Annotated in this window: 16 protein-coding genes; 13 read left to right on the top strand and 3 right to left on the bottom strand. The window is 70.8% G+C overall.

Annotation, left to right across the window (positions count from 1 at the left end; genetic code table 11):
- Nucleotides 1-185: 185 nt before the first annotated feature.
- The 10 genes from MKW14_RS19185 (at nt 186) to MKW14_RS19140 (ending at nt 12,259) form a co-directional block, all read left to right on the top strand.
- On the top strand, nt 186-611 hold the full coding sequence (locus tag MKW14_RS19185) for a hypothetical protein (protein WP_240863802.1): 426 nt from the start codon (nt 186-188) through the stop codon (nt 609-611).
- A 47-nt stretch (nt 612-658) separates the two neighbouring features.
- Entirely contained in the window at nt 659-1,546 is an 888-nt protein-coding gene (locus MKW14_RS19180) for a TatD family hydrolase (protein ID WP_240863800.1), read from the top strand.
- 121 nt (nt 1,547-1,667) lie between these two features.
- Nucleotides 1,668-2,939 carry a resuscitation-promoting factor gene (locus MKW14_RS19175; RefSeq protein ID WP_240863798.1) on the top strand — a complete coding sequence of 424 codons (1,272 nt, stop codon included), beginning with the start codon at nt 1,668-1,670 and terminating at the stop codon, nt 2,937-2,939.
- A 60-nt stretch (nt 2,940-2,999) separates the two neighbouring features.
- Nucleotides 3,000-3,923, top strand: a complete 924-nt coding sequence (gene rsmA, locus MKW14_RS19170) for a 16S rRNA (adenine(1518)-N(6)/adenine(1519)-N(6))-dimethyltransferase RsmA (protein WP_240863796.1) — start codon at nt 3,000-3,002, stop codon at nt 3,921-3,923.
- Nucleotides 3,920-4,819, top strand: coding sequence for a 4-(cytidine 5'-diphospho)-2-C-methyl-D-erythritol kinase (locus tag MKW14_RS19165; protein ID WP_240863794.1), 900 nt, complete (start codon nt 3,920-3,922; stop codon nt 4,817-4,819). The genes rsmA and MKW14_RS19165 overlap by 4 nt, the downstream gene beginning before the upstream one ends.
- A gap of 342 nt (nt 4,820-5,161) precedes the next feature.
- Nucleotides 5,162-6,967: an ABC-F family ATP-binding cassette domain-containing protein gene (locus MKW14_RS19160; protein ID WP_240863792.1), complete on the top strand. Its 1,806-nt coding sequence runs from the start codon at nt 5,162-5,164 to the stop codon at nt 6,965-6,967.
- A 194-nt stretch (nt 6,968-7,161) separates the two neighbouring features.
- A complete protein-coding gene (locus MKW14_RS19155) occupies nt 7,162-8,997 on the top strand; it encodes an outer membrane protein assembly factor BamB family protein (protein WP_240863790.1) in 1,836 nt (611 codons plus the stop codon).
- A gap of 64 nt (nt 8,998-9,061) precedes the next feature.
- Nucleotides 9,062-10,810 (top strand): outer membrane protein assembly factor BamB family protein, encoded by a 1,749-nt coding sequence (locus MKW14_RS19150; protein WP_240863788.1) that lies wholly within the window; start codon nt 9,062-9,064, stop codon nt 10,808-10,810.
- 206 nt (nt 10,811-11,016) lie between these two features.
- On the top strand, nt 11,017-11,712 hold the full coding sequence (locus MKW14_RS19145) for a helix-turn-helix transcriptional regulator (protein WP_240863786.1): 696 nt from the start codon (nt 11,017-11,019) through the stop codon (nt 11,710-11,712).
- 154 nt (nt 11,713-11,866) lie between these two features.
- Complete coding sequence (locus tag MKW14_RS19140; protein ID WP_240863784.1) at nt 11,867-12,259, top strand: hypothetical protein; 393 nt, start codon at nt 11,867-11,869, stop codon at nt 12,257-12,259.
- Between the two features lie 45 nt (nt 12,260-12,304).
- On the opposite strand, the gene MKW14_RS19135 is transcribed toward MKW14_RS19140, so the two are convergent.
- Entirely contained in the window at nt 12,305-12,661 is a 357-nt protein-coding gene (locus MKW14_RS19135; RefSeq protein ID WP_240863783.1) for a hypothetical protein, read from the bottom strand.
- Between the two features lie 21 nt (nt 12,662-12,682).
- A complete protein-coding gene (locus tag MKW14_RS19130; protein ID WP_240863781.1) occupies nt 12,683-14,362 on the bottom strand; it encodes a sodium:solute symporter family protein in 1,680 nt (559 codons plus the stop codon).
- Nucleotides 14,363-14,484: 122 nt separating this feature from the next.
- Between MKW14_RS19130 and galT the strand changes: the two genes are divergently transcribed.
- From galT to galK, 3 genes are read left to right on the top strand one after another with little or no spacing between them, the layout of a single operon-like run.
- Nucleotides 14,485-15,543 carry a galactose-1-phosphate uridylyltransferase gene (galT, locus tag MKW14_RS19125; RefSeq protein WP_240863779.1) on the top strand — a complete coding sequence of 353 codons (1,059 nt, stop codon included), beginning with the start codon at nt 14,485-14,487 and terminating at the stop codon, nt 15,541-15,543.
- The gene (gene galE / locus MKW14_RS19120; RefSeq protein ID WP_240863777.1) at nt 15,543-16,505 is read left to right on the top strand and encodes a UDP-glucose 4-epimerase GalE; all 963 of its coding nucleotides are present in this window, start codon (nt 15,543-15,545) and stop codon (nt 16,503-16,505) included. The genes galT and galE overlap by 1 nt, the downstream gene beginning before the upstream one ends.
- Complete coding sequence (gene galK, locus MKW14_RS19115) at nt 16,505-17,659, top strand: galactokinase (RefSeq protein ID WP_240863775.1); 1,155 nt, start codon at nt 16,505-16,507, stop codon at nt 17,657-17,659. The genes galE and galK overlap by 1 nt, the downstream gene beginning before the upstream one ends.
- Here galK and MKW14_RS19110 read toward each other — a convergent pair.
- Nucleotides 17,652-18,107, bottom strand: a complete 456-nt coding sequence (locus MKW14_RS19110; RefSeq protein ID WP_240863970.1) for a GNAT family N-acetyltransferase — start codon at nt 18,105-18,107, stop codon at nt 17,652-17,654. The genes galK and MKW14_RS19110 overlap by 8 nt on opposite strands.
- Nucleotides 18,108-18,167 lie beyond the last annotated feature (60 nt).

The following is an 18,167-nucleotide window of genomic DNA, read 5'->3' as shown; positions in this document are numbered from 1 at the left end:
CCCCACAGCCAGGCAAAGGACTGTCGTGAAAAGCAAAGCCCCAGGGGGTGGGCGGGGCCGCTTTGGCAAGGAAAGTCCAAATCGACTCCAACAGTCGACAGACCTGGTGCATTCACGCCGGCGGAAGCGTCCACTGGATGAAGGGACGCACCCGTCCCTTTGTCCAGCGGACAAGAGGAGCTGGCATGAGTGAGATCGCGGGGCAGACCGGCCTCCGTGGCGCGGCGGGCGAAGTCGTGCACGAGTCGTACTCCTTCGCCTGCATGCGCTGCGGGCACGGCTGGGAGCAGTCGTACGAGATAGAGCACCACACGGACGCCGAGGGCCACGAGTTCGTGATGTACGTGGCCGGCGGACAGGTCGTGCCCTCTCCGCTGTCCAAGCCGACCTGCCTCAACTGCGACGGCCACGTGGTACGGATCATGCGGCCGGGCCAGGTCTCGTCGGTGCGTGAGGCGGCGCACCGCCACCAGCACCGGGCGCCGCAGGCCGGGCCGGTCGAGGCGCCGGAGACGGCGGCCGAGGGCGCGGAGGGCGCCGAGGCCGGGCAGCGCGACCACCACTGGCACCTGTCGGACCTCCTGCACCCCTTCCAGCGCAAGGCGAGCTGACCGCTCCCCGAGCCGGGCGGGCATGCCCCCTTTCGTAGGATCGGGGCATGCCTTCCTCCACCTCCCGCGGCGACAAGAACGCGGCGCCGCCGCTCCCGGAGCCCCTGCGGGTGCCCGTCGCCGACTCCCACACCCACCTCGACATGCAGTCCGGCACGGTGGAGGAGGGCCTCGCCAAGGCCGCCGCGGTGGGCGTGGCGACGGTCGTGCAGGTCGGCTGCGACATCCGCGGCTCACGGTGGGCCGCCGAGACCGCGGCGGCGTACGAAGCCGTCCACGCGACGGTCGCCCTGCACCCCAACGAGGCGCCGCGCATCGTGCACGGGGACCCCGACGGCTGGTCCCGGCAGGGCGCGCGCGAGGCGGGAGGCGCGGGGGCGCTCGACGAGGCGCTCGCCGAGATCGACCGCCTGGCCGGGCTCCCCCAGGTCAAGGGCGTCGGCGAGACCGGCCTCGACCACTTCCGCACCGGGCCCGAGGGCAAGGAGGCGCAGGAGCGCTCCTTCCGCGCCCACATCGAGATCGCCAAGCGGCACGGCAAGGCGCTCGTCATCCACGACCGCGACGCCCACGCGGACGTGCTGCGCGTGCTGAAGGAGGAGGGCGCCCCCGAGCGCACCGTCTTCCACTGCTACTCCGGCGACGCCGAGATGGCCGAGGTGTGCGCGAGCGCCGGGTACTTCATGTCCTTCGCCGGCAACGTCACCTTCAAGAACGCCCAGAACCTGCGGGACGCGGTCGCGGTGGCCCCGGCCGAGCTGCTCCTGGTGGAGACGGACGCGCCCTTCCTGACGCCGGCGCCGTACCGCGGACGGCCCAACGCGCCGTATCTCATTCCGGTCACGGTGCGCGCGATGGCCGCCGTGCGCGGCGTCGACGAGGACGCGCTGGCGTCGGCACTCGCCGCCAACACCGCACGCGCCTTCGGGTACTGACCCGGAAGCGAGCCGACCGAACACAACTCTGAGTAGCCACGTCACTTTGGAGAGTGACGGTCGCTCCGCTAGGTTCTGGGGGCCCTTTTCCGGACCCCTCCGGCCCCAGGAGCGTGTCGGCATGAGCAACTCGCAGCACCAGACGTACGAGCCGTACGGGGTGTACACGGCGCCGCTGCCGTACCCGGACACCTACCGCCCCGCGTACGAGGCCCACGAGGCCCACGCCACCCAGCCGGTGCTTCCGCGCCAGGAAGGGCGGGGTGCGCGTCGGCGCAGGGCGCGCTCCGCGGAGCGCTCGGACGGGTCCGTGCGCCGGCTGCTGCCGCAGGCGCTGGTCATCGCCTTCCTCGCCGGCGGCACCACCGCCTTCGTCGCCAAGGACAAGGCGGTCGAGCTGACCGTCGACGGCAGGCCGCGCACCCTGCACACCTTCGCCGACGACGTGGACGAACTGCTGGCGGAGGAGGGCGTCGAGGTGGGGGCGCACGACGTGGTGGCGCCCGCCCCCGGCACCGCGCTCGCCAGCGGCGACGAGGTCTCCGTGCGCCACGGGCGCCCCGTCCGGCTCACGATCGACGGGCAGCGGCACGAGGTGTGGACGACGGCGCACACGGTCGAGGAGGCGCTCGACCAGCTGGGGGTGCGTCCGGAAGGGGCGTACCTGTCCGTCTCGCGCTCCCGGCCCATCGGACGCGCCGGGCTCGCGTTCGACGTGCGCACCGAGCGCGCGGTGACCGTCATGGCCGACGGGCGGGCGCGGATGGTACGGACGAACGCGGCGACCGTGCGCGAGGTCATCGAGCAGGCCGGTGTCCGCCTGCACGGCGAGGACACCACCTCCGTGCCGGGGGACAGCTTCCCGCGCGACGGGCAGACGGTGACCGTGCTGCGGGTGACCGGCGGCAGGGAGGTGCGCGAGGAGACGATCCCGTTCCGGACGGAGCGCAGGGACGACCCCTCGCTGTTCAAGGGGACGGCGGTCGTCGAGCAGGTGGGGCAGCCGGGGCTGCGGCGGATCACGTACCTGCTGCGGACCGTCAACGGCGTCAGACAGAAGCCGCGCAAGGACGGCTCGGAGGTGGTGCGGCGGCCTCGGAAGCAGATCGTGAACGTGGGCACGAAGCCGTTGCCGGCGTCCGTCTCGGGGGCCGACGGGCTGAACTGGCGCGGGCTCGCCGCCTGTGAGTCGGGCGGGCGCCCGAACGCGGTGGATCCGTCGGGGACGTACGGAGGGCTGTACCAGTTCGACACCCGGACCTGGCACAGCCTCGGGGGGAGCGGACGGCCGCAGGACGCGCCGGCGGCGGAGCAGACGTTCCGGGCGAAGAAGCTGTACGTGCGCCGGGGGGCCGCCCCCTGGCCGCACTGCGGGGCGCGGCTGCACGGGTGAGGCCCTGCCCGCGGCCACCGGGGCGGGAGGGCGGCGGTCGCTCCCCGTACCCTTGTCGCCGTGAGCAGTACTCCCTCCTCAGACGCCCTCCTCGGGCCCGCCGACGTCCGTGAGCTCGCGGCCGCCCTCGGGGTGCGCCCCACCAAGCAGCGCGGGCAGAACTTCGTGATCGACGCGAACACCGTGCGCCGTATCGTGCGCACCGCGGAGGTCCGGCCGGACGACGTGGTGGTGGAGGTCGGTCCCGGGCTCGGCTCGCTCACCCTCGCGCTCCTGGAGGTCGCCGACCGCGTCACCGCCGTCGAGATCGACGACGTCCTGGCGTCCGCGCTGCCCGCGACCATCGCGGCGCGCATGCCGGAGCGCGCCGAGCGGTTCGCGCTGGTGCACTCCGACGCGATGCACGTGACCGAACTGCCGGGCCCCGCCCCGACCGCGCTGGTGGCGAACCTCCCGTACAACGTCGCCGTGCCCGTGCTGCTGCACATGCTCGACACCTTCCCGGGCATCGAGCGCACCCTCGTCATGGTGCAGTCGGAGGTCGCCGACCGGCTCGCCGCCGCGCCCGGCTCGAAGGTGTACGGCGTCCCGTCCGTGAAGGCCAACTGGTACGCCGAGGTCAAGCGGGCCGGTGCGATCGGGCGGAACGTGTTCTGGCCCGCGCCGAACGTCGACAGCGGGCTGGTGGCGCTGACGCGCAGGACCGAGCCGGTGAAGACCACGGCCACGAAGAGCGAGGTCTTCGCCGTCGTGGACGCGGCGTTCGCCCAGCGGCGCAAGACGCTGCGCGCCGCGCTCGCCGGGTGGGCCGGTTCGGCCGCGGCGGCGGAGGCGGCCCTGGTCGCCGCCGGTGTGTCCCCGCAGGCGCGCGGGGAGTCCCTCACGGTCGAGGAGTTCGCGCGCATCGCGGAGAACAGGACCGTGGGGGCCCAGAGCGCGGAGCAGTCCCGTCCCGTCGACACCGAGGAGCCCGGTCTCCAGTGAGCGTCACCGTTCGCGTCCCCGCCAAGGTCAATGTCCAGCTCGCGGTGGGCGCCGCGCGCGCCGACGGCTTCCACGACCTGGCCAATGTGTTCCTGGCGGTCGGGCTCTACGACGAGGTGACCGTGACGCCCGCCGAGGAGCTGCGGATCACCTGCGAGGGGCCCGACGCCGGCCAGGTGCCCCTGGACCGTACGAACCTGGCGGCCCGGGCGGCCCTCGCGCTGGCGGAGCGGCGCGGCATCGAGGCGGCCGTGCACATCCACATCGCCAAGGACATCCCGGTCGCCGGCGGCATGGCGGGCGGCAGCGCGGACGGCGCCGGCGCGCTGCTGGCCTGCGACGCGCTGTGGCGGACCGGTGCCTCGCGTGCCGAACTGCTCGCCATCTGCGCCGAGTTGGGCAGTGACGTGCCGTTCAGTCTGGTGGGCGGGGCGGCGCTCGGTACCGGGCGCGGGGAGCGGCTGACGGCGCTGGAGGTCGGCGGGAGCTTCCACTGGGTGTTCGCGATGGCCGGGAGGGGGCTGTCGACGCCGGCCGTGTTCCGGGAGTTCGACCGGCTGGCGGAGGGCCGCGACATCTTGGAGCCGGTGGCCTCGCAGCCGCTGCTCGACGCCCTCGCCAAGGGCGACCCGGACGCGCTCGCCGCCGCCGTCTCCAACGACCTGCAGCCCGCGGCGATCTCCCTCTTCCCCGAACTCGCCGACACCCTCGCGGCGGGCCGCACGGCCGGCGCCCTGGCCGCGCTGGTCTCCGGCTCGGGCCCGACGACCGCGTTCCTCGCCCGCGACCCCGAGTCGGCGGCCAAGGTCGCGGAGGCACTGCGGAGTTCGGGCACCTGCGCCACGGTCCGTACGGCTACGGGCCCGGCGCCGGGAGCGACGGTGGTCAAGGACTGAGGGCAGGCGATCTTCGCCCCGGCTGATCAAGGTCATCGCCCGCTTCAAGGGCCTCGCCCCGCAGGCGAGGATCGCCTACACCAACCCGGTCAACGGCGTCACCAAGGACGTCACGACGGTCAGCGGCCACCGCGACTGGCTCCGGACCGACTGCCCCGGCCGGACGATGTACGACCTCCTGAACGAGGTCCGCACGGCCGCGTCCCGCTGACCCCGGGGTCCCGGCGTCCCAGGGTTTTCCACAGGACCCTGGTTTTCCACAGGTCACCCTGCTCCGGGATCGGTCACCTGTCGGCGCGCATTAGGCTGGGAGGCTGATCGATCCCCCTGGGCAGGAGAGAAATGGCCGTCAATCTGGTCAATGTCGAGAACGTCAGCAAGGTGTACGGCACTCGTGCCCTCCTCGACGGCGTCTCCCTCGGCGTCTCCGAAGGGGACCGGATCGGGGTGGTCGGCCGCAACGGCGACGGCAAGACGACGCTGATCCGGATGCTGGCCAAGCTGGAGGAGACCGACACCGGGCGCGTGACGCACTCCGGCGGGCTGCGCCTGGGCGTGCTCACCCAGCACGACTCCCTCGACCCGGCCGCCACCGTGCGGCACGAGGTCATCCGGGACATGGCCGACCACGAGTGGGCGGGCAACGCCAGGATCCGGGACGTGCTCACCGGACTGTTCGGCGGCCTCGACCTCCCCGGGTTCCCGCAGGGGCTCGACACCGTCATCGCGCCCCTGTCCGGCGGTGAGCGGCGCCGTATCGCGCTGGCCAAGCTGCTCATCGAGGAGCAGGACCTGGTCGTCCTCGACGAGCCCACCAACCACCTGGACGTCGAGGGCATCGCCTGGCTGGCGAAGCACCTGCGCGAGCGCCGCTCCGCGCTGGTCTGCGTCACGCACGACCGCTGGTTCCTCGACCAGGTCTGCACGCGCATGTGGGACGTGCAGAGAGGTGACGTCTACGAGTACGAGGGCGGCTACTCGGACTACGTCTTCGCGCGCGCCGAGCGCGAGCGCATCGCCGCGACCGAGGAGGTCAAGCGGCAGAACCTGGTCCGCAAGGAGCTGGCCTGGCTGCGCCGCGGGGCGCCCGCGCGTACGTCCAAGCCGCGCTTCCGCGTCGAGGCCGCCAACGAGCTCATCAAGGACGTGCCGCCGCCCCGGGACAGCAGCGAGCTGATGAAGTTCGCGTCCTCGCGGCTCGGCAAGACGGTCTTCGACCTCGAGGACGTCACCGTGCAGGCCGGCCCCAAGGTGCTGCTCAAGCACGTGACCTGGCAGCTCGGCCCCGGCGACCGCATCGGCCTGGTCGGTGTCAACGGCGCGGGCAAGACCTCCCTCCTGCGGGCGATGGCGGACGCGGCCCGCAGTGAGGGCGAGACGCAGCCCGCCGGCGGCCGCGTCGCCGTCGGCAAGACCGTCAAGCTCGCCTACCTCTCCCAGGAGGTCGCCGAGCTCAACCCGAACACCCGGGTCCTGGAAGCCGTCCAGCAGGTGCGCGAGCGCGTCGACCTCGGCAAGGGGCGGGAGATGACCGCCGGTCAGCTGTGCGAGACGTTCGGCTTCAACAAGGAGAAGCAGTGGACGCCCGTCGGCGACCTCTCCGGCGGTGAGCGCCGCCGGCTCCAGCTGCTGCGCCTGCTGATGGACGAGCCCAACGTCCTCTTCCTCGACGAGCCCACCAACGACCTCGACATCGAGACCCTCACCCAGCTCGAGGACCTCCTCGACGGCTGGCCCGGCTCGATGATCGTCATCTCCCACGACCGGTTCTTCGTCGAGCGCACCACGGACCGCGTGTTCGCCCTCCTCGGCGACGCCACCCTGCGGATGCTCCCGCGCGGCATCGACGAGTACCTGGAGCGCCGGCAGCGGATGGAGGAGGCGGTCGCGGCGGCCGCGACGCCCGCCGCGGAGAGGCCTGCGGCCGAGAAGAGCGCCGCCGACCAGCGGGCCGCCAAGAAGGAACTCCAGAAGATCGAGCGGCAGTTGGACAAGATCTCCGAGCGGGAGACCAAGCTGCACGCCCAGATCGCCGAGAACGCCACGGACTTCGCGAAGGTGGCCGAACTGGACGCCGAGCTGCGTGAGTTGGGAGGTCAGCGCGAGGAGCTGGAGCTGCGCTGGCTGGAACTCGCCGACGACGCGTGAAGCCTGAGTGAAGGCGCGTAACAGCGGTATCACGGGCCGGTCGTCCCTTGGGAACAGGGGATGAACCGGCCCCGTGCGTTGTCGGTGGCGGGTGGTAGAAAGGGCCGCCTGAGAGTTTTCTGAGTACGACGCCGGGTCACCGCGTACGTCAGGACGTGGCCGGAAATCAGTGATCGAACGGGGGAGAGGCGCTGATGGCTCAGCCGCCCAGTCAGCCGCCGCAGGGCGGCTTCGGAGCACCGCAGGACCAACCGCCGTACCAACCACAGCAGCAGCAACCACAGCAGCAGCAACCACAGCCGCCGCAGGGCGCCTTCGGAGCGCCGCCGCCCCCGCCGCCCCCGCCGCCCCCGCCGCCCCCGCAGCCACCCCAGCAACAGGGCGCGTACGCCCAGCAGTCGGGCCCCTACGCACAGCCCGGCCCCTACGCCCAGCCCGGCCCCTACGGACAGCCCGGCCCCTACGCCCAGCCCGGCCCCTACGGACAGCCCGGCCCGTACGGGCAGCCGCAGCAGCCGGGGTCGTACGGACAGCAGCCCCGTTACGGCTACCCGCCGCAGCCCCAGTACCCGGGCGCACCCGGCACCCCGCCCCCGGGCTCCGGCGGGAGCTTCAAGGGCAGGACCGGTGTCGTGATCGCGGCCGCGGTCGCCGCGCTGGCCGTCATCGGCGGCACCGTCTACGCGGTGACCAGCGGCGGCTCGGGCGACAGGAAGCCGGTCGCGCACAAGAGCGACGACCCCGAGCCGTCCGCCTCCGACACCCCCGTCGACCAGGGCGACGGCAGCGGCGACGGCGGCGCGGACCCGGAGAACCTCAACGAGGGCCGCAAGGCCGGTGAGGCGAAGGTCCTCTGGTACGAGTCGGCGCCGGACGCGCCCGGCGCGGGCGCCGACGCGCCCGGCATGTGGATCACCGGCAAGGCCGCGGTGAAGGCCGCGTACAAACAGGTCTTCGCCTTCAAGGTCGGTGACGGCACGCCCGCCTGGGCGACCGTCACCTTCCCGCAGAAGATCTGCGCGGTCACCCCCGAGAAGTCCGCGGACGACAAGATCGTGGTCGCGTACGAGAGCGGCACCAGCGACCGCGCCAGGTGCAACAAGCTCCAGCAGATGGACCTGAACACCGGTGCCAGGGGCTGGAGCACCACGCTCGCCGACGGCGCGCTGTTCGACAGCACCATCAGCATCAGCATGTCCGTCACCGGCCGGACGGTGATGGTGAGCCGCTCGCAGTCCGGCGTCGCGCTCGACATCGACAGCGGCAGGAAGCTGTTCGACAAGACCAAGTACGGCAGCGCCTGCTTCCCGACCGCCTTCGCGGGCGGCAGCAGGCTGATCTCCGTCGCCTCCTGCGGCGCCGGGGGGTCCGACGAGCACGACGAGATGCAGGAGCTCGACCCGAGGACCGGCAAGGTCCGGTGGACCCGGAAGTTCGACAAGGGCTGGACGGTCGCGCGGACGTACTCCGTCGACCCGCTGGTCGTGTACAGCACGAACGAGGACAAGAAGGCGTGGAACATCTCCGCCTTCAACGCCAACGGCACCTTCCGCTCGCAGGTCGGCTTCGACGCGGACTTCGCCCCGCAGTGCGGCTGGGCGATCCTCTCCCGTGACCTGCAGGGCTGCAAGGGTGTCGCCTCCGACGCGAGCACGCTGTACCTGCCGACGGAGGCGAGCGGCGGGGCGAACGAGGTCGTCGCGGTCAACCTCGCCACCGGCAAGGAGAAGTGGCGGGTCAAGTCCCCGGCGGACGAGTCGATGCTGCCGATGAGGGCCGAGGGCGGCAGGCTCCTCGCGTATGTGCAGCCGTCGTACGACGCGGGCGGGGAGGTCGTGTCGATCCCGACCGGCGGTTCGGACCACAAGCCGGTGAAGCTGCTGCAGAACCCGGCGTCCACGGCGGAGATCGAGAACGGCTTCTTCTCCAAGGACTTCGACTGGGTCGACGGCCGCTTCTACCTCTCCACCACCCGGCTGACCGGCAACGACGACGCGAAGGAGAAGCTGATGCTTGCCTTCGGCAAGTAGTGCTTCCCCAGCCCCGGCCCCTGCCGTCCGTCGTCCCCACCGCCGCTCACGAGGTACCCACACCATGACCCAGCCCCCGCCCCCGCCGCCCAACGAGCCCCCGCAGCAGCCCGGTTTCGGCGCCCCGCAACAGCCCCCGCAGCCCCCGCACACCCCGCCCGCGCAACCGCTCGGCTACGGCTACCCGCAGGCCCCCCAGCCCCCCTACGGTCAGCCGCCGCAGGGACAGCCCCCGCAGCAGCCGTACGGCTACCCGAGCCAGCAGCCGAACCCGTACGCCCAGCCCGCCCCGCCGTACGGCCGGCCGCCCAACCCCTACGCCCAGCAGCCCGGTTACGGCTATCCGCAGCAGACGGTGCCCCTGCAGGCGCAGTCCGGGCAGCCGGGCGGCGGGCGGAGGATCAACGCGCAGGTGGCCATCATCGTCTCCGCGGTCGTCGCCATCGCGCTGATCGTCACCGGTGGCATCTGGTACGCCCATTCCGGCAAGGGCGACGGCAAGAAGGACGACACCGCGAACTCCACGGGTGGCGGCGCCGGCAAGAGCGACACCGGCGGCACCTCCACCAAGGGCGACGAGAAGGTGCCCGCGAACACCGGCTCGCACGTGCTGTACCAGATCCCGATGCCCAAGGTCGACGACACCACCGTCGTCTCCGGCTCGTGGCTGACCGACAAGGCGTACGTCAAGAGCGGTGTCGCCGAGATCAACGGCTACGACCGTGACAAGGGCACCAAGCTGTGGACGATCAAGCTGCCCGGCCCGGTCTGCACGACGAGCAGGTTCACGACGGCCGACGACAAGGCCGCCGTCGTCTTCCAGCCCAAGATGCCGCCGAAGAACAGCACGGCGGGCTGCAGCCAGGTCGCGGCGATCGACCTCGACGCCGGCAGGAAGCTGTGGACGAAGACGGTCGACGCCGGTGACCAGCCGATCAGCTTCGACAACGTCACGGTCAGCGGGACGACGGTCGCCGCGGGCGGCACCAGCGGCGGCGCCGCCTTCGACATCGCCGGCGGCAAGGTCCTGTGGGCCCCGAAGGCCACCGACACCTGCTACGACGCCGGGTACGGCGGCGGCGCGAAGCTGGTCGCGGTCCGCAAGTGCGGCTCCTACGGCCAGCGGCAGCTGCACATCCAGACCATCGACCCGAAGAGCGGGAAGGTGATCTCCGAGTACAGGATGAGCCAGGGCATCGAGTACGCGGCCGTCGTGTCGACGAGCCCCCTGGTCGTCGCGGCGGACGTCGGGGACAGCGCGGGCGACGGCAGCGGCATCTCGGACTTCTTCTCCGTCGACGACAGGACCGGCAGGCTGCTCACCCATATCTCCGCGCCGGGGGACGAGTACGCGGCCCGTTGCGACGGCATCTCACGGATCGAGTACTGCAAGGGGCTGGCGGTCGGCAACGGCAGGCTGTACGTCCCGACGGAGGAGCGGGACGGCGCCAACCAGATCGTCGTCTTCGACCTGGTCACCGGTAAGCAGACCGGCCAGCGCGCGGACTCCGGCGCCGGTTACACGATCACTCCACTGCGGATGGACGGCGGCAACGTGATCGCGTACAAGAGCCCGCCGTACGACAAGGGAGGTCAGGTCGTCAGCATCGACGGTTCTTCCTTCAAGCAGACCAAGCTGCTGGAGAACCCGTCCGCCCAGGCGGTGCGGGACGCCGAGTCGGCCATGTCGCCGGACACAGCGGAGATCCTGTACTCCCAGGGTCACCTGTTCATGTCCGGGGTCTACGCGGACAAGCCGTCGGGGTCGGGTGGCAGGCAGTATCTGGCGCTCGCGTTCGGTACCGGACGCTGAACACCGCGATCCCGGCGATACGCAAGATATTCCGTCTATCCGGGGCACTTCTCACCGGTAGGGGAAGCGCAACGTCGAACAAGCGTGTAGCTTCCGGGGGCATGAGGAGCGGGGGAGCCGGGAGGGGGCTCCTGGCCGCGCGGACCAGTGGGCATCCATAGTGGGGCATCCATGGAGATCCATTGGGGGGACTGGGGGGTTGCTCGATGGGAGTGCGGCTCATGGTGGTCGATGACCACCGACTGCTCGCCGAGGCGCTGGCCTCGGCGTTGAAGCTGCGAGGGCACCGGGTGCTCGCCGCCGCGGCGCCCGCCGCCGGCGCGGCGGAACTGGTGATCACCCGTGCGCCGGAGGTGTGCCTGTTGGGGACGGCGACACCGGCCGAGCCGGGCATCTTCGACCCGGTGGTGCGGATCAAGCGCGAGCGCCCGCAGGTGGCGGTCCTGGTGCTGGGCCCGGTGCCCAGCCCCCGTGGCATCGCGGCGGCCTTCGCGGCGGGTGCCTCCGGCTACGTACGCCACGACGAGCGCATCGAGGGCGTCGAGCGGGCCATCATGAAGGCCCGGGCCGGTGAGGCCGCGGTCGCGCCCCAGCTGCTCCAGAGCGCCTTCAGCGAGCTGCTCAACCCGGCCGCCCAGCCCGACGACGAGGGTCAACGCCTGCTGCAGATGCTCACCCCGCGCGAGGTGGAGGTCCTGGTCAGGGTCGCTGACGGCGAGGACACCCGGCTGATCGCGGCCGGCATGGGCATCGCGCCCTCCACGGCCCGCACCCACGTCCAGCGCGTCCTGATGAAACTGGGCGTGGGCTCCCGCCTGGAGGCTGCGGCACTGGCGGCGCGCACGGGCCTGCTGGACCGTGCGGGGCCTCTTCCGGACGCATCCCGTCCTGCGGATTCCTGACTTACCGGGACTTTGCCTTGCCGGGCTCGGTGTTGCCTGGATCACATGATCACTTGGGCTCTGGTTGGCCTTTTCTTGAACACTTAAGATCCCGTCACAAGATCGTTCCGACCCGATCACTGGGGGATCCTTGAGACTTCGTCATGGACTGACCGTGGGGACCGCCGCCGTGGCGGCACTCGCCTTCGCCGCGTCACCGGCATTCGCGGGCGACGTGTACGCGAAGGCCGACGGCTCCCAGGGGTGGGGTGAGTTCTCCTACAAGAGCAGGACCGAGGCGTACAGCGTCGTCCTGGCTGTGCAGGACATCAAGGCCGACGGGCACCACGTCCGGGTGCGGGCGCAGTCCGAGGACCCGCTCCGCAACATCACCAGCTACCCGTGGCGTTACGACTACCAGGGCTACGGCTCCAAGCTCAACTGGACGACATCGCTGACCGACTCGAACGGCATCTGGGCGATGCGCATCCAGGTGTGCACCTACGAGGGGGACACCCCGATCTCCTGCGACACCTCGCCGTGGGACGGCAACCAGTACTACGGCTGACAAGACGAGCGGGGGAGGGACGGTCGCCGTCCCTCCCCTTCCGCGTCATGCGCCGGGCTCGTCCGGCAGGTCCTCGGGCGTGACCTCGGGGACCGTCGGCGGGGTGGGGCGCAGCTTCAGCCAGGCCAGGAAGAAGATGCCCAGCAGCAGCATCCCGATCCCGGTCCACAGGTTGATGTTGACGCCCTGTGCCTTGTCGATCGCGGACTGGTCGTCGGCGATGCCGGCGACGGTGACGATGACGCCGTAGACGACGAACAGGCCGCCGATGATGCGCCGCAGGTCGAAGATGCGGGCGGCGGTCGCCGACTTCCCCTCCAGCTCGGTGACCTCGCGCTGGACGTCCTGCTCGGAGTAGCCGTGGCGCTCGGGGCGGTCGGCGGGGCTGGAAAACTCGGACATGGTCTCTCAATCCTCCCGCGGTCAGAACGAGAACGGGATGTAGCAGGCGGCCGCGATGACGATCGCCCCCCAGCCCAGCAGGGCCGGCCTGCGGTACCAGGCCTCGTCGCCGGGGGAGGGCGGTTCGGTCATGCCGGGGGAGGTGGTGCCGTAGACCAGGCCCTGCAGCTCCTCGGCGGGCTTGGGCCTGGTGAACAGGGACACGGCGACCATCACCACCGCGCCGGCGACGAAGCCGACGATCGCGGAGACGAAGTTGGCGCCCTGGTCGGAAGGGATGTCGATGATGCCCTTCTTGTAGATCACGAAGTAGTTCACCATCGCGGCCACGGTGCCCGCGAGCAGCCCCCAGAAGCCGGACTTCGTGGACGCGCGCTTCCAGAACATGCCGACGATGAAGACGACGAACATCGGCACGTTGAAGAAGGAGAACAGCGTCTGCAGATAGCTCATGATGTTGGAGAACGACGAGGCCAGGAACGCCGTGCCGACGGAGGCGCAGACGCCGATCACCGTGATCAGGCGGCCGAAGCGGACGTAGTACTCGTCCTCGCGGCCCCGGACGACGTACCGGCCCCAGATGTCGTTGGTGAACACCGTGTTGAAGGAGGACACGTTGGCCGCCATGCCGGCCATGAACGCGGCCAGCAGACCGGTCACCGCGATGCCGAGGACGCCGTTGGGCAGCAGCTGCGACATCAGGTAGGGGATGGCGTCGTTGTACTGGTAGCCCGACTTGGGCGTGCCGAAGCCGGGGACGATCGCCGCGGCGACCAGGCCCGGGATCATCACCAGGAAGACGATGAAGATCTTCGGGTACGCGGCGATCAGCGGGGTGCGCTGCCCGGCGGAGAGGTTCTTCGCGGACAGGGCGCGCTGCACCTCGGCGAAGTTGGTCGTCCAGTAGCCGAAGGACAGCACGAAGCCGAGGCCGAGCACGATGGTCAGCCAGTTGGCGCCCAGCGGGTTGGAGCTGCCGATGCCGGTGCCGCCCCAGGCGGTGGTGAAGTTCGCGCCGTGGCTCGCGGTCAGCTTGTCGGTCAGGCCGCCCCAGCCGCCGACCTTCTTCAGGCCCAGCACGACGATCGGGATGAGGGCCGCGAGGATCACGAAGAACTGCAGCACCTCGTTGTAGATCGCGGAGGAGAGACCGCCGAGGGTGATGTACGCCAGCACGAAGGCGCCCGCGACCACGATCGCCACCCACTGCGGCCAGCCCAGCAGCGCCTCCACGACGATCGCGAGGGCGTACAGGTTCACACCGGCGATCAGAATGGCGGCGAAGGCGAACAGGATCGAACTGAGCAGGTGTGCGGCCTTGTCGAAGCGCAGCAGCAGCATCTCGGGAACCGAGCGGACCTTGCTGCCGTAGTAGAAGGGCATCATCACCAGGCCGAGGAAGACCATGGCGGGAATCGCGCCGATCCAGTACCAGTGCACGGTGTACGCGCCGTACTGGGCGCTGTTGGCCGCCATGCCGAGGATCTCGGTGGCGGCGAGATTGGCGGAGATGAACGCGAGGCCGGTGATCCAGGCGGGCAGGGAGCGACCGGAGAGGAAGAAGTCGAGGCTGGTCTTCACCGATCTGCGGGCGGCGAAGCCGATCCCGAGGACGACGGCGAAGTAGATAGCGAGGATCGTGTAGTCGAGCCCGTTGGTGGGGAGCCGGAGCTCGGCTGCCAGGTATGGGGGGATGTGCACCTGGTTCTTCAACACTTTTCCTGATGTCCTTTGTTTGATTGTGATGTTGACGCAGGTGGTGCCTTGTGTTTCGATGTGTTTGGTTCTGTTTGAAGATTGAGTGGCTCGAATAGGGAGTCGCAGTGAAGAAGACCTCGACCCGCCTGGCCGACGGTCGCGAGTTGATCTACTACGACCTGCGCGACGACAACGTCCGCGACGCGGTGGACAAGCGACCGCTGGAGCGGACCCACACCACCTCCGAGATCCGCCGTGATCCGCTGCTCGGCGACAGCGTGGCCATCGCCTCGCACCGGCAGGGGCGCACCTACCACCCCCCGGCCGACGAATGCCCCCTGTGTCCCTCCCGGGACGGCAGGCTGAGCGAGATCCCGGACTCCTCGTACGACGTCGTGGTCTTCGAGAACCGTTTCCCCTCCCTGGCCGGCGACTCCGGGCGCTGCGAGGTCGTCTGCTTCACCTCCGACCACAACGCCTCCTTCGCGGACCTCACCGAGGAGCAGGCCGCCCTGGTCCTGGAGGCGTGGACCGACCGCACCTCCGAGCTGTCGCACCTCCCCTCCGTGGAGCAGGTCTTCTGCTTCGAGAACCGGGGTGCGGAGATCGGTGTGACGCTCGGACATCCGCACGGCCAGATCTACGCCTACCCCTTCACCACCCCTCGCACCGCACTGATGCTGGGCCAGCTCGCCCAGCACAAGGAGGCGACCGGCGGGGAGAACCTCTTCGATCATGTTCTCGAGCGTGAACTCGCCGACGAGCGCGTCGTCCTCGAGGGTGAACACTGGGTGGCCTTCGTCCCGTACGCGGCGCACTGGCCCTACGAGGTCCACCTGTACCCGAAGCGCCGGGTGCCCGACCTGCTCGGACTCGACGAGGAGGCGCGCACAGAGTTCCCCAAGGTGTATCTGGAACTGTTGAGGCGCTTCGACCGGATCTTCGGTGAGAGCGAGTCGTCGACGCCGTACATCGCGGCCTGGCACCAGGCGCCCTTCGGCGCGCTGGAGGAGTTCGAGGGCGTCCACCGGGACGACTTCGCGCTCCACCTCGAGCTTTTCACCATCCGACGGACGTCCGGCAAGCTGAAGTTCCTCGCGGGTTCCGAGTCCGGCATGAGCGTGTTCATCAACGACATCCGGCCGGAAGCCGCGGCCGAGCGACTGCGAGAGGTAGCGAGTTGATGAAGTACCTGGTGACGGGTGGCGCGGGTTACGTCGGCAGTGTCGTGGCCCAGCACCTGCTGGAGGCCGGACACGAGGTCGTCGTCCTCGACAACCTGACGACCGGTTTCCGCGAGGGCGTCCCCGCCGGGGCCGTGTTCGTCGAGGGCGACATCCGTGACGCCGCGAAGTGGCTGGACTCCTCCTTCGACGCGGTCCTGCACTTCGCCGCCTCCTCCCAGGTCGGCGAGTCGGTCGTGAAGCCCGAGAAGTACTGGGACAACAACGTCGGCGGCACCATGGCGCTGCTCGGCGCGATGCGCGACGCGGGCGTGCGCAGGCTCGTCTTCTCCTCCACCGCGGCCACCTACGGCGAGCCCGAGCAGGTCCCGATCGTGGAGACCGCGCCCACGAAGCCGACCAGCCCCTACGGCGCCACCAAGCTCGCCGTCGACCACATGATCACCGGCGAGGCGAACGCCCACGGCCTGGCCGCGGTCTCCCTGCGCTACTTCAACGTGGCCGGCGCCTACGGCGCCTGCGGCGAGCGCCACGACCCCGAGTCCCACCTGATCCCCCTGGTCCTGCAGGTCGCCCAGGGCCGGCGGGAGGCCATCTCCGTCTACGGCGACGACTACCCGACGCCCGACGGCACCTGTGTGCGCGACTACATCCACGTCGCGGACCTCGCCGAGGCCCATCTGCTGGCCCTCGCGGCAGCAACCCCCGGCGAGCACCTGATCTGCAACCTCGGCAACGGCGAGGGCTTCTCGGTCCGCGAGGTGATCGAGACCGTCCGCCGGGTCACCGGGCACCCGGTCCCCGAGGTCGTGGCCCCGCGTCGGGGCGGCGACCCGGCGGTCCTGGTGGCCTCGGCCGCCTCGGCCCGCGAGAAGCTCGGCTGGAACCCGTCCCGCGCGGACCTCGCGGGCATCGTCGCGGACGCCTGGGAGTTCGCTCAGCAGATCGCAAGGGAGCAGTAGTGGGTGCACAGCAGGTCCGGGAAGGCTTCGCCGCGCTGTACGGGGCCGAGCCGGAGGGTGTCTGGTCGGCGCCGGGACGCGTCAACCTCATCGGTGAGCACACCGACTACAACGACGGCTTCGTGATGCCCTTCGCGCTGCCGCACGTGGCGACGGCGGCCGTCTCCCGGCGCACGGACGGCGTCCTGCGCCTGCACTCCGGGGACGTCGAGGGCGGCGTCGTCGAGCTGCGCCTGGACGACCTGGCCCCCGAGTCGGACCGCAACTGGACGGCGTACCCGGCGGGCGTGGTCTGGGCCCTGCGCGAGGCCGGCCATGCCGTGACCGGCGCCGACGTCCATCTCGCCTCCACGGTCCCCTCGGGCGCGGGCCTGTCCTCGTCGGCGGCGCTGGAGGTCGTGATCGCGCTCGCGCTCAACGACCTGTACGGACTGGGTCTGCAGCGCTGGCAGCTGGCCCGCCTGTGCCAGCGCGCCGAGAACGTCTACGTCGGCGCCCCGACCGGCATCATGGACCAGACGGCGTCCGCGTGCTGCGAGGAGGGCCACGCCCTCTTCCTCGACACCCGGGACCTCTCCCAGCAGCAGATCCCCTTCGACCTGGCCGCCGAGGGCATGCGGCTGCTGGTGGTGGACACCCAGGTCAAGCACGCCCACAGCGAGGGCGAGTACGGCAAGCGCCGGGCCGGCTGCGAGCGGGGCGCGGCCCTGCTCGGCGTCGACGCCCTGCGCGACATCCCCTACGCCGACCTGGACGAGGCCCTCGCGCGGCTCGGTGACGACGAGGAGGCGGTCCGTCTGGTCCGCCACGTCGTCACGGAGGACGAGCGGGTGGAGAAGACCGTGGCCCTGCTGCGCTCGGGCGAGACCCGCGCCATCGGCCCGGTCCTGATCGAGGGCCACGCCTCCCTGCGCGACGACTTCCGCATCTCCTGCCCGGAGCTCGACCTGGTCGTCGACACCGCCCTGGCCTCCGGCGCGCTCGGCGCGCGGATGACCGGCGGCGGTTTCGGCGGCTCGGCGATCGTCCTGGCGGAGGCCGCCGACGTGGACACGATCACGAAGGCGGTCGAGGAGGCGTTCGCCTCCGGCGGTCACACGGCACCCCGGGTGTTCGAGGCCGTACCGTCGGCGGGCGCCCGCAGGGTCAGCTGAGCCGCTTCGTCAAGGTGTACTCCGTGATCCCCGGCGGATAGTCGGGGATCACGCACACCACCTCGTACCCCTGCTTGCGGTAGAAGTCCGGCGCCTGGAAGTCCCAGGTCTCCAGCCGGGCGGATCCGCACCCGCGTTCGTCCCGCGCCAGCGCCTCCGCCGTCGCGAGCAGTTGCGAACCCAGGCCCGCGCCGCGGTGGCGTTCGTCCACCCACAGATATGTCACGTGCAGCCACGTCGTCCACGTGTGGCCGACCAGTCCGCCCGCCAGCTCGCCCGCCTCGTCCAAGGCCCAGACGTGGAGCGGAAGTTCGCGTTCACCTGGGGTTCCGCGCAGAGCGCCCAGCACGGGGGAGGCCGCCGTGTTGGTGTCGCGGAGGCGGATACGGAGAAGATCGCGCCGGGCCTTGTCGACTTCTGTCTCAAGACGAAACATGCGGCTCACGATAAACGTGCCGGACTGCCAGTTCTGCAAATTACCTTCCCCTCCCGGCCCCCGGCCGTACCC

The organism is Streptomyces gilvus, assembly GCF_022513565.1.
Taxonomy (GTDB): Bacteria; Actinomycetota; Actinomycetes; order Streptomycetales; family Streptomycetaceae; genus Streptomyces; species Streptomyces gilvus.
Note: the sequence above shows the minus strand (reverse complement) of the source record. Positions and strands in the feature narration are given on the sequence as shown.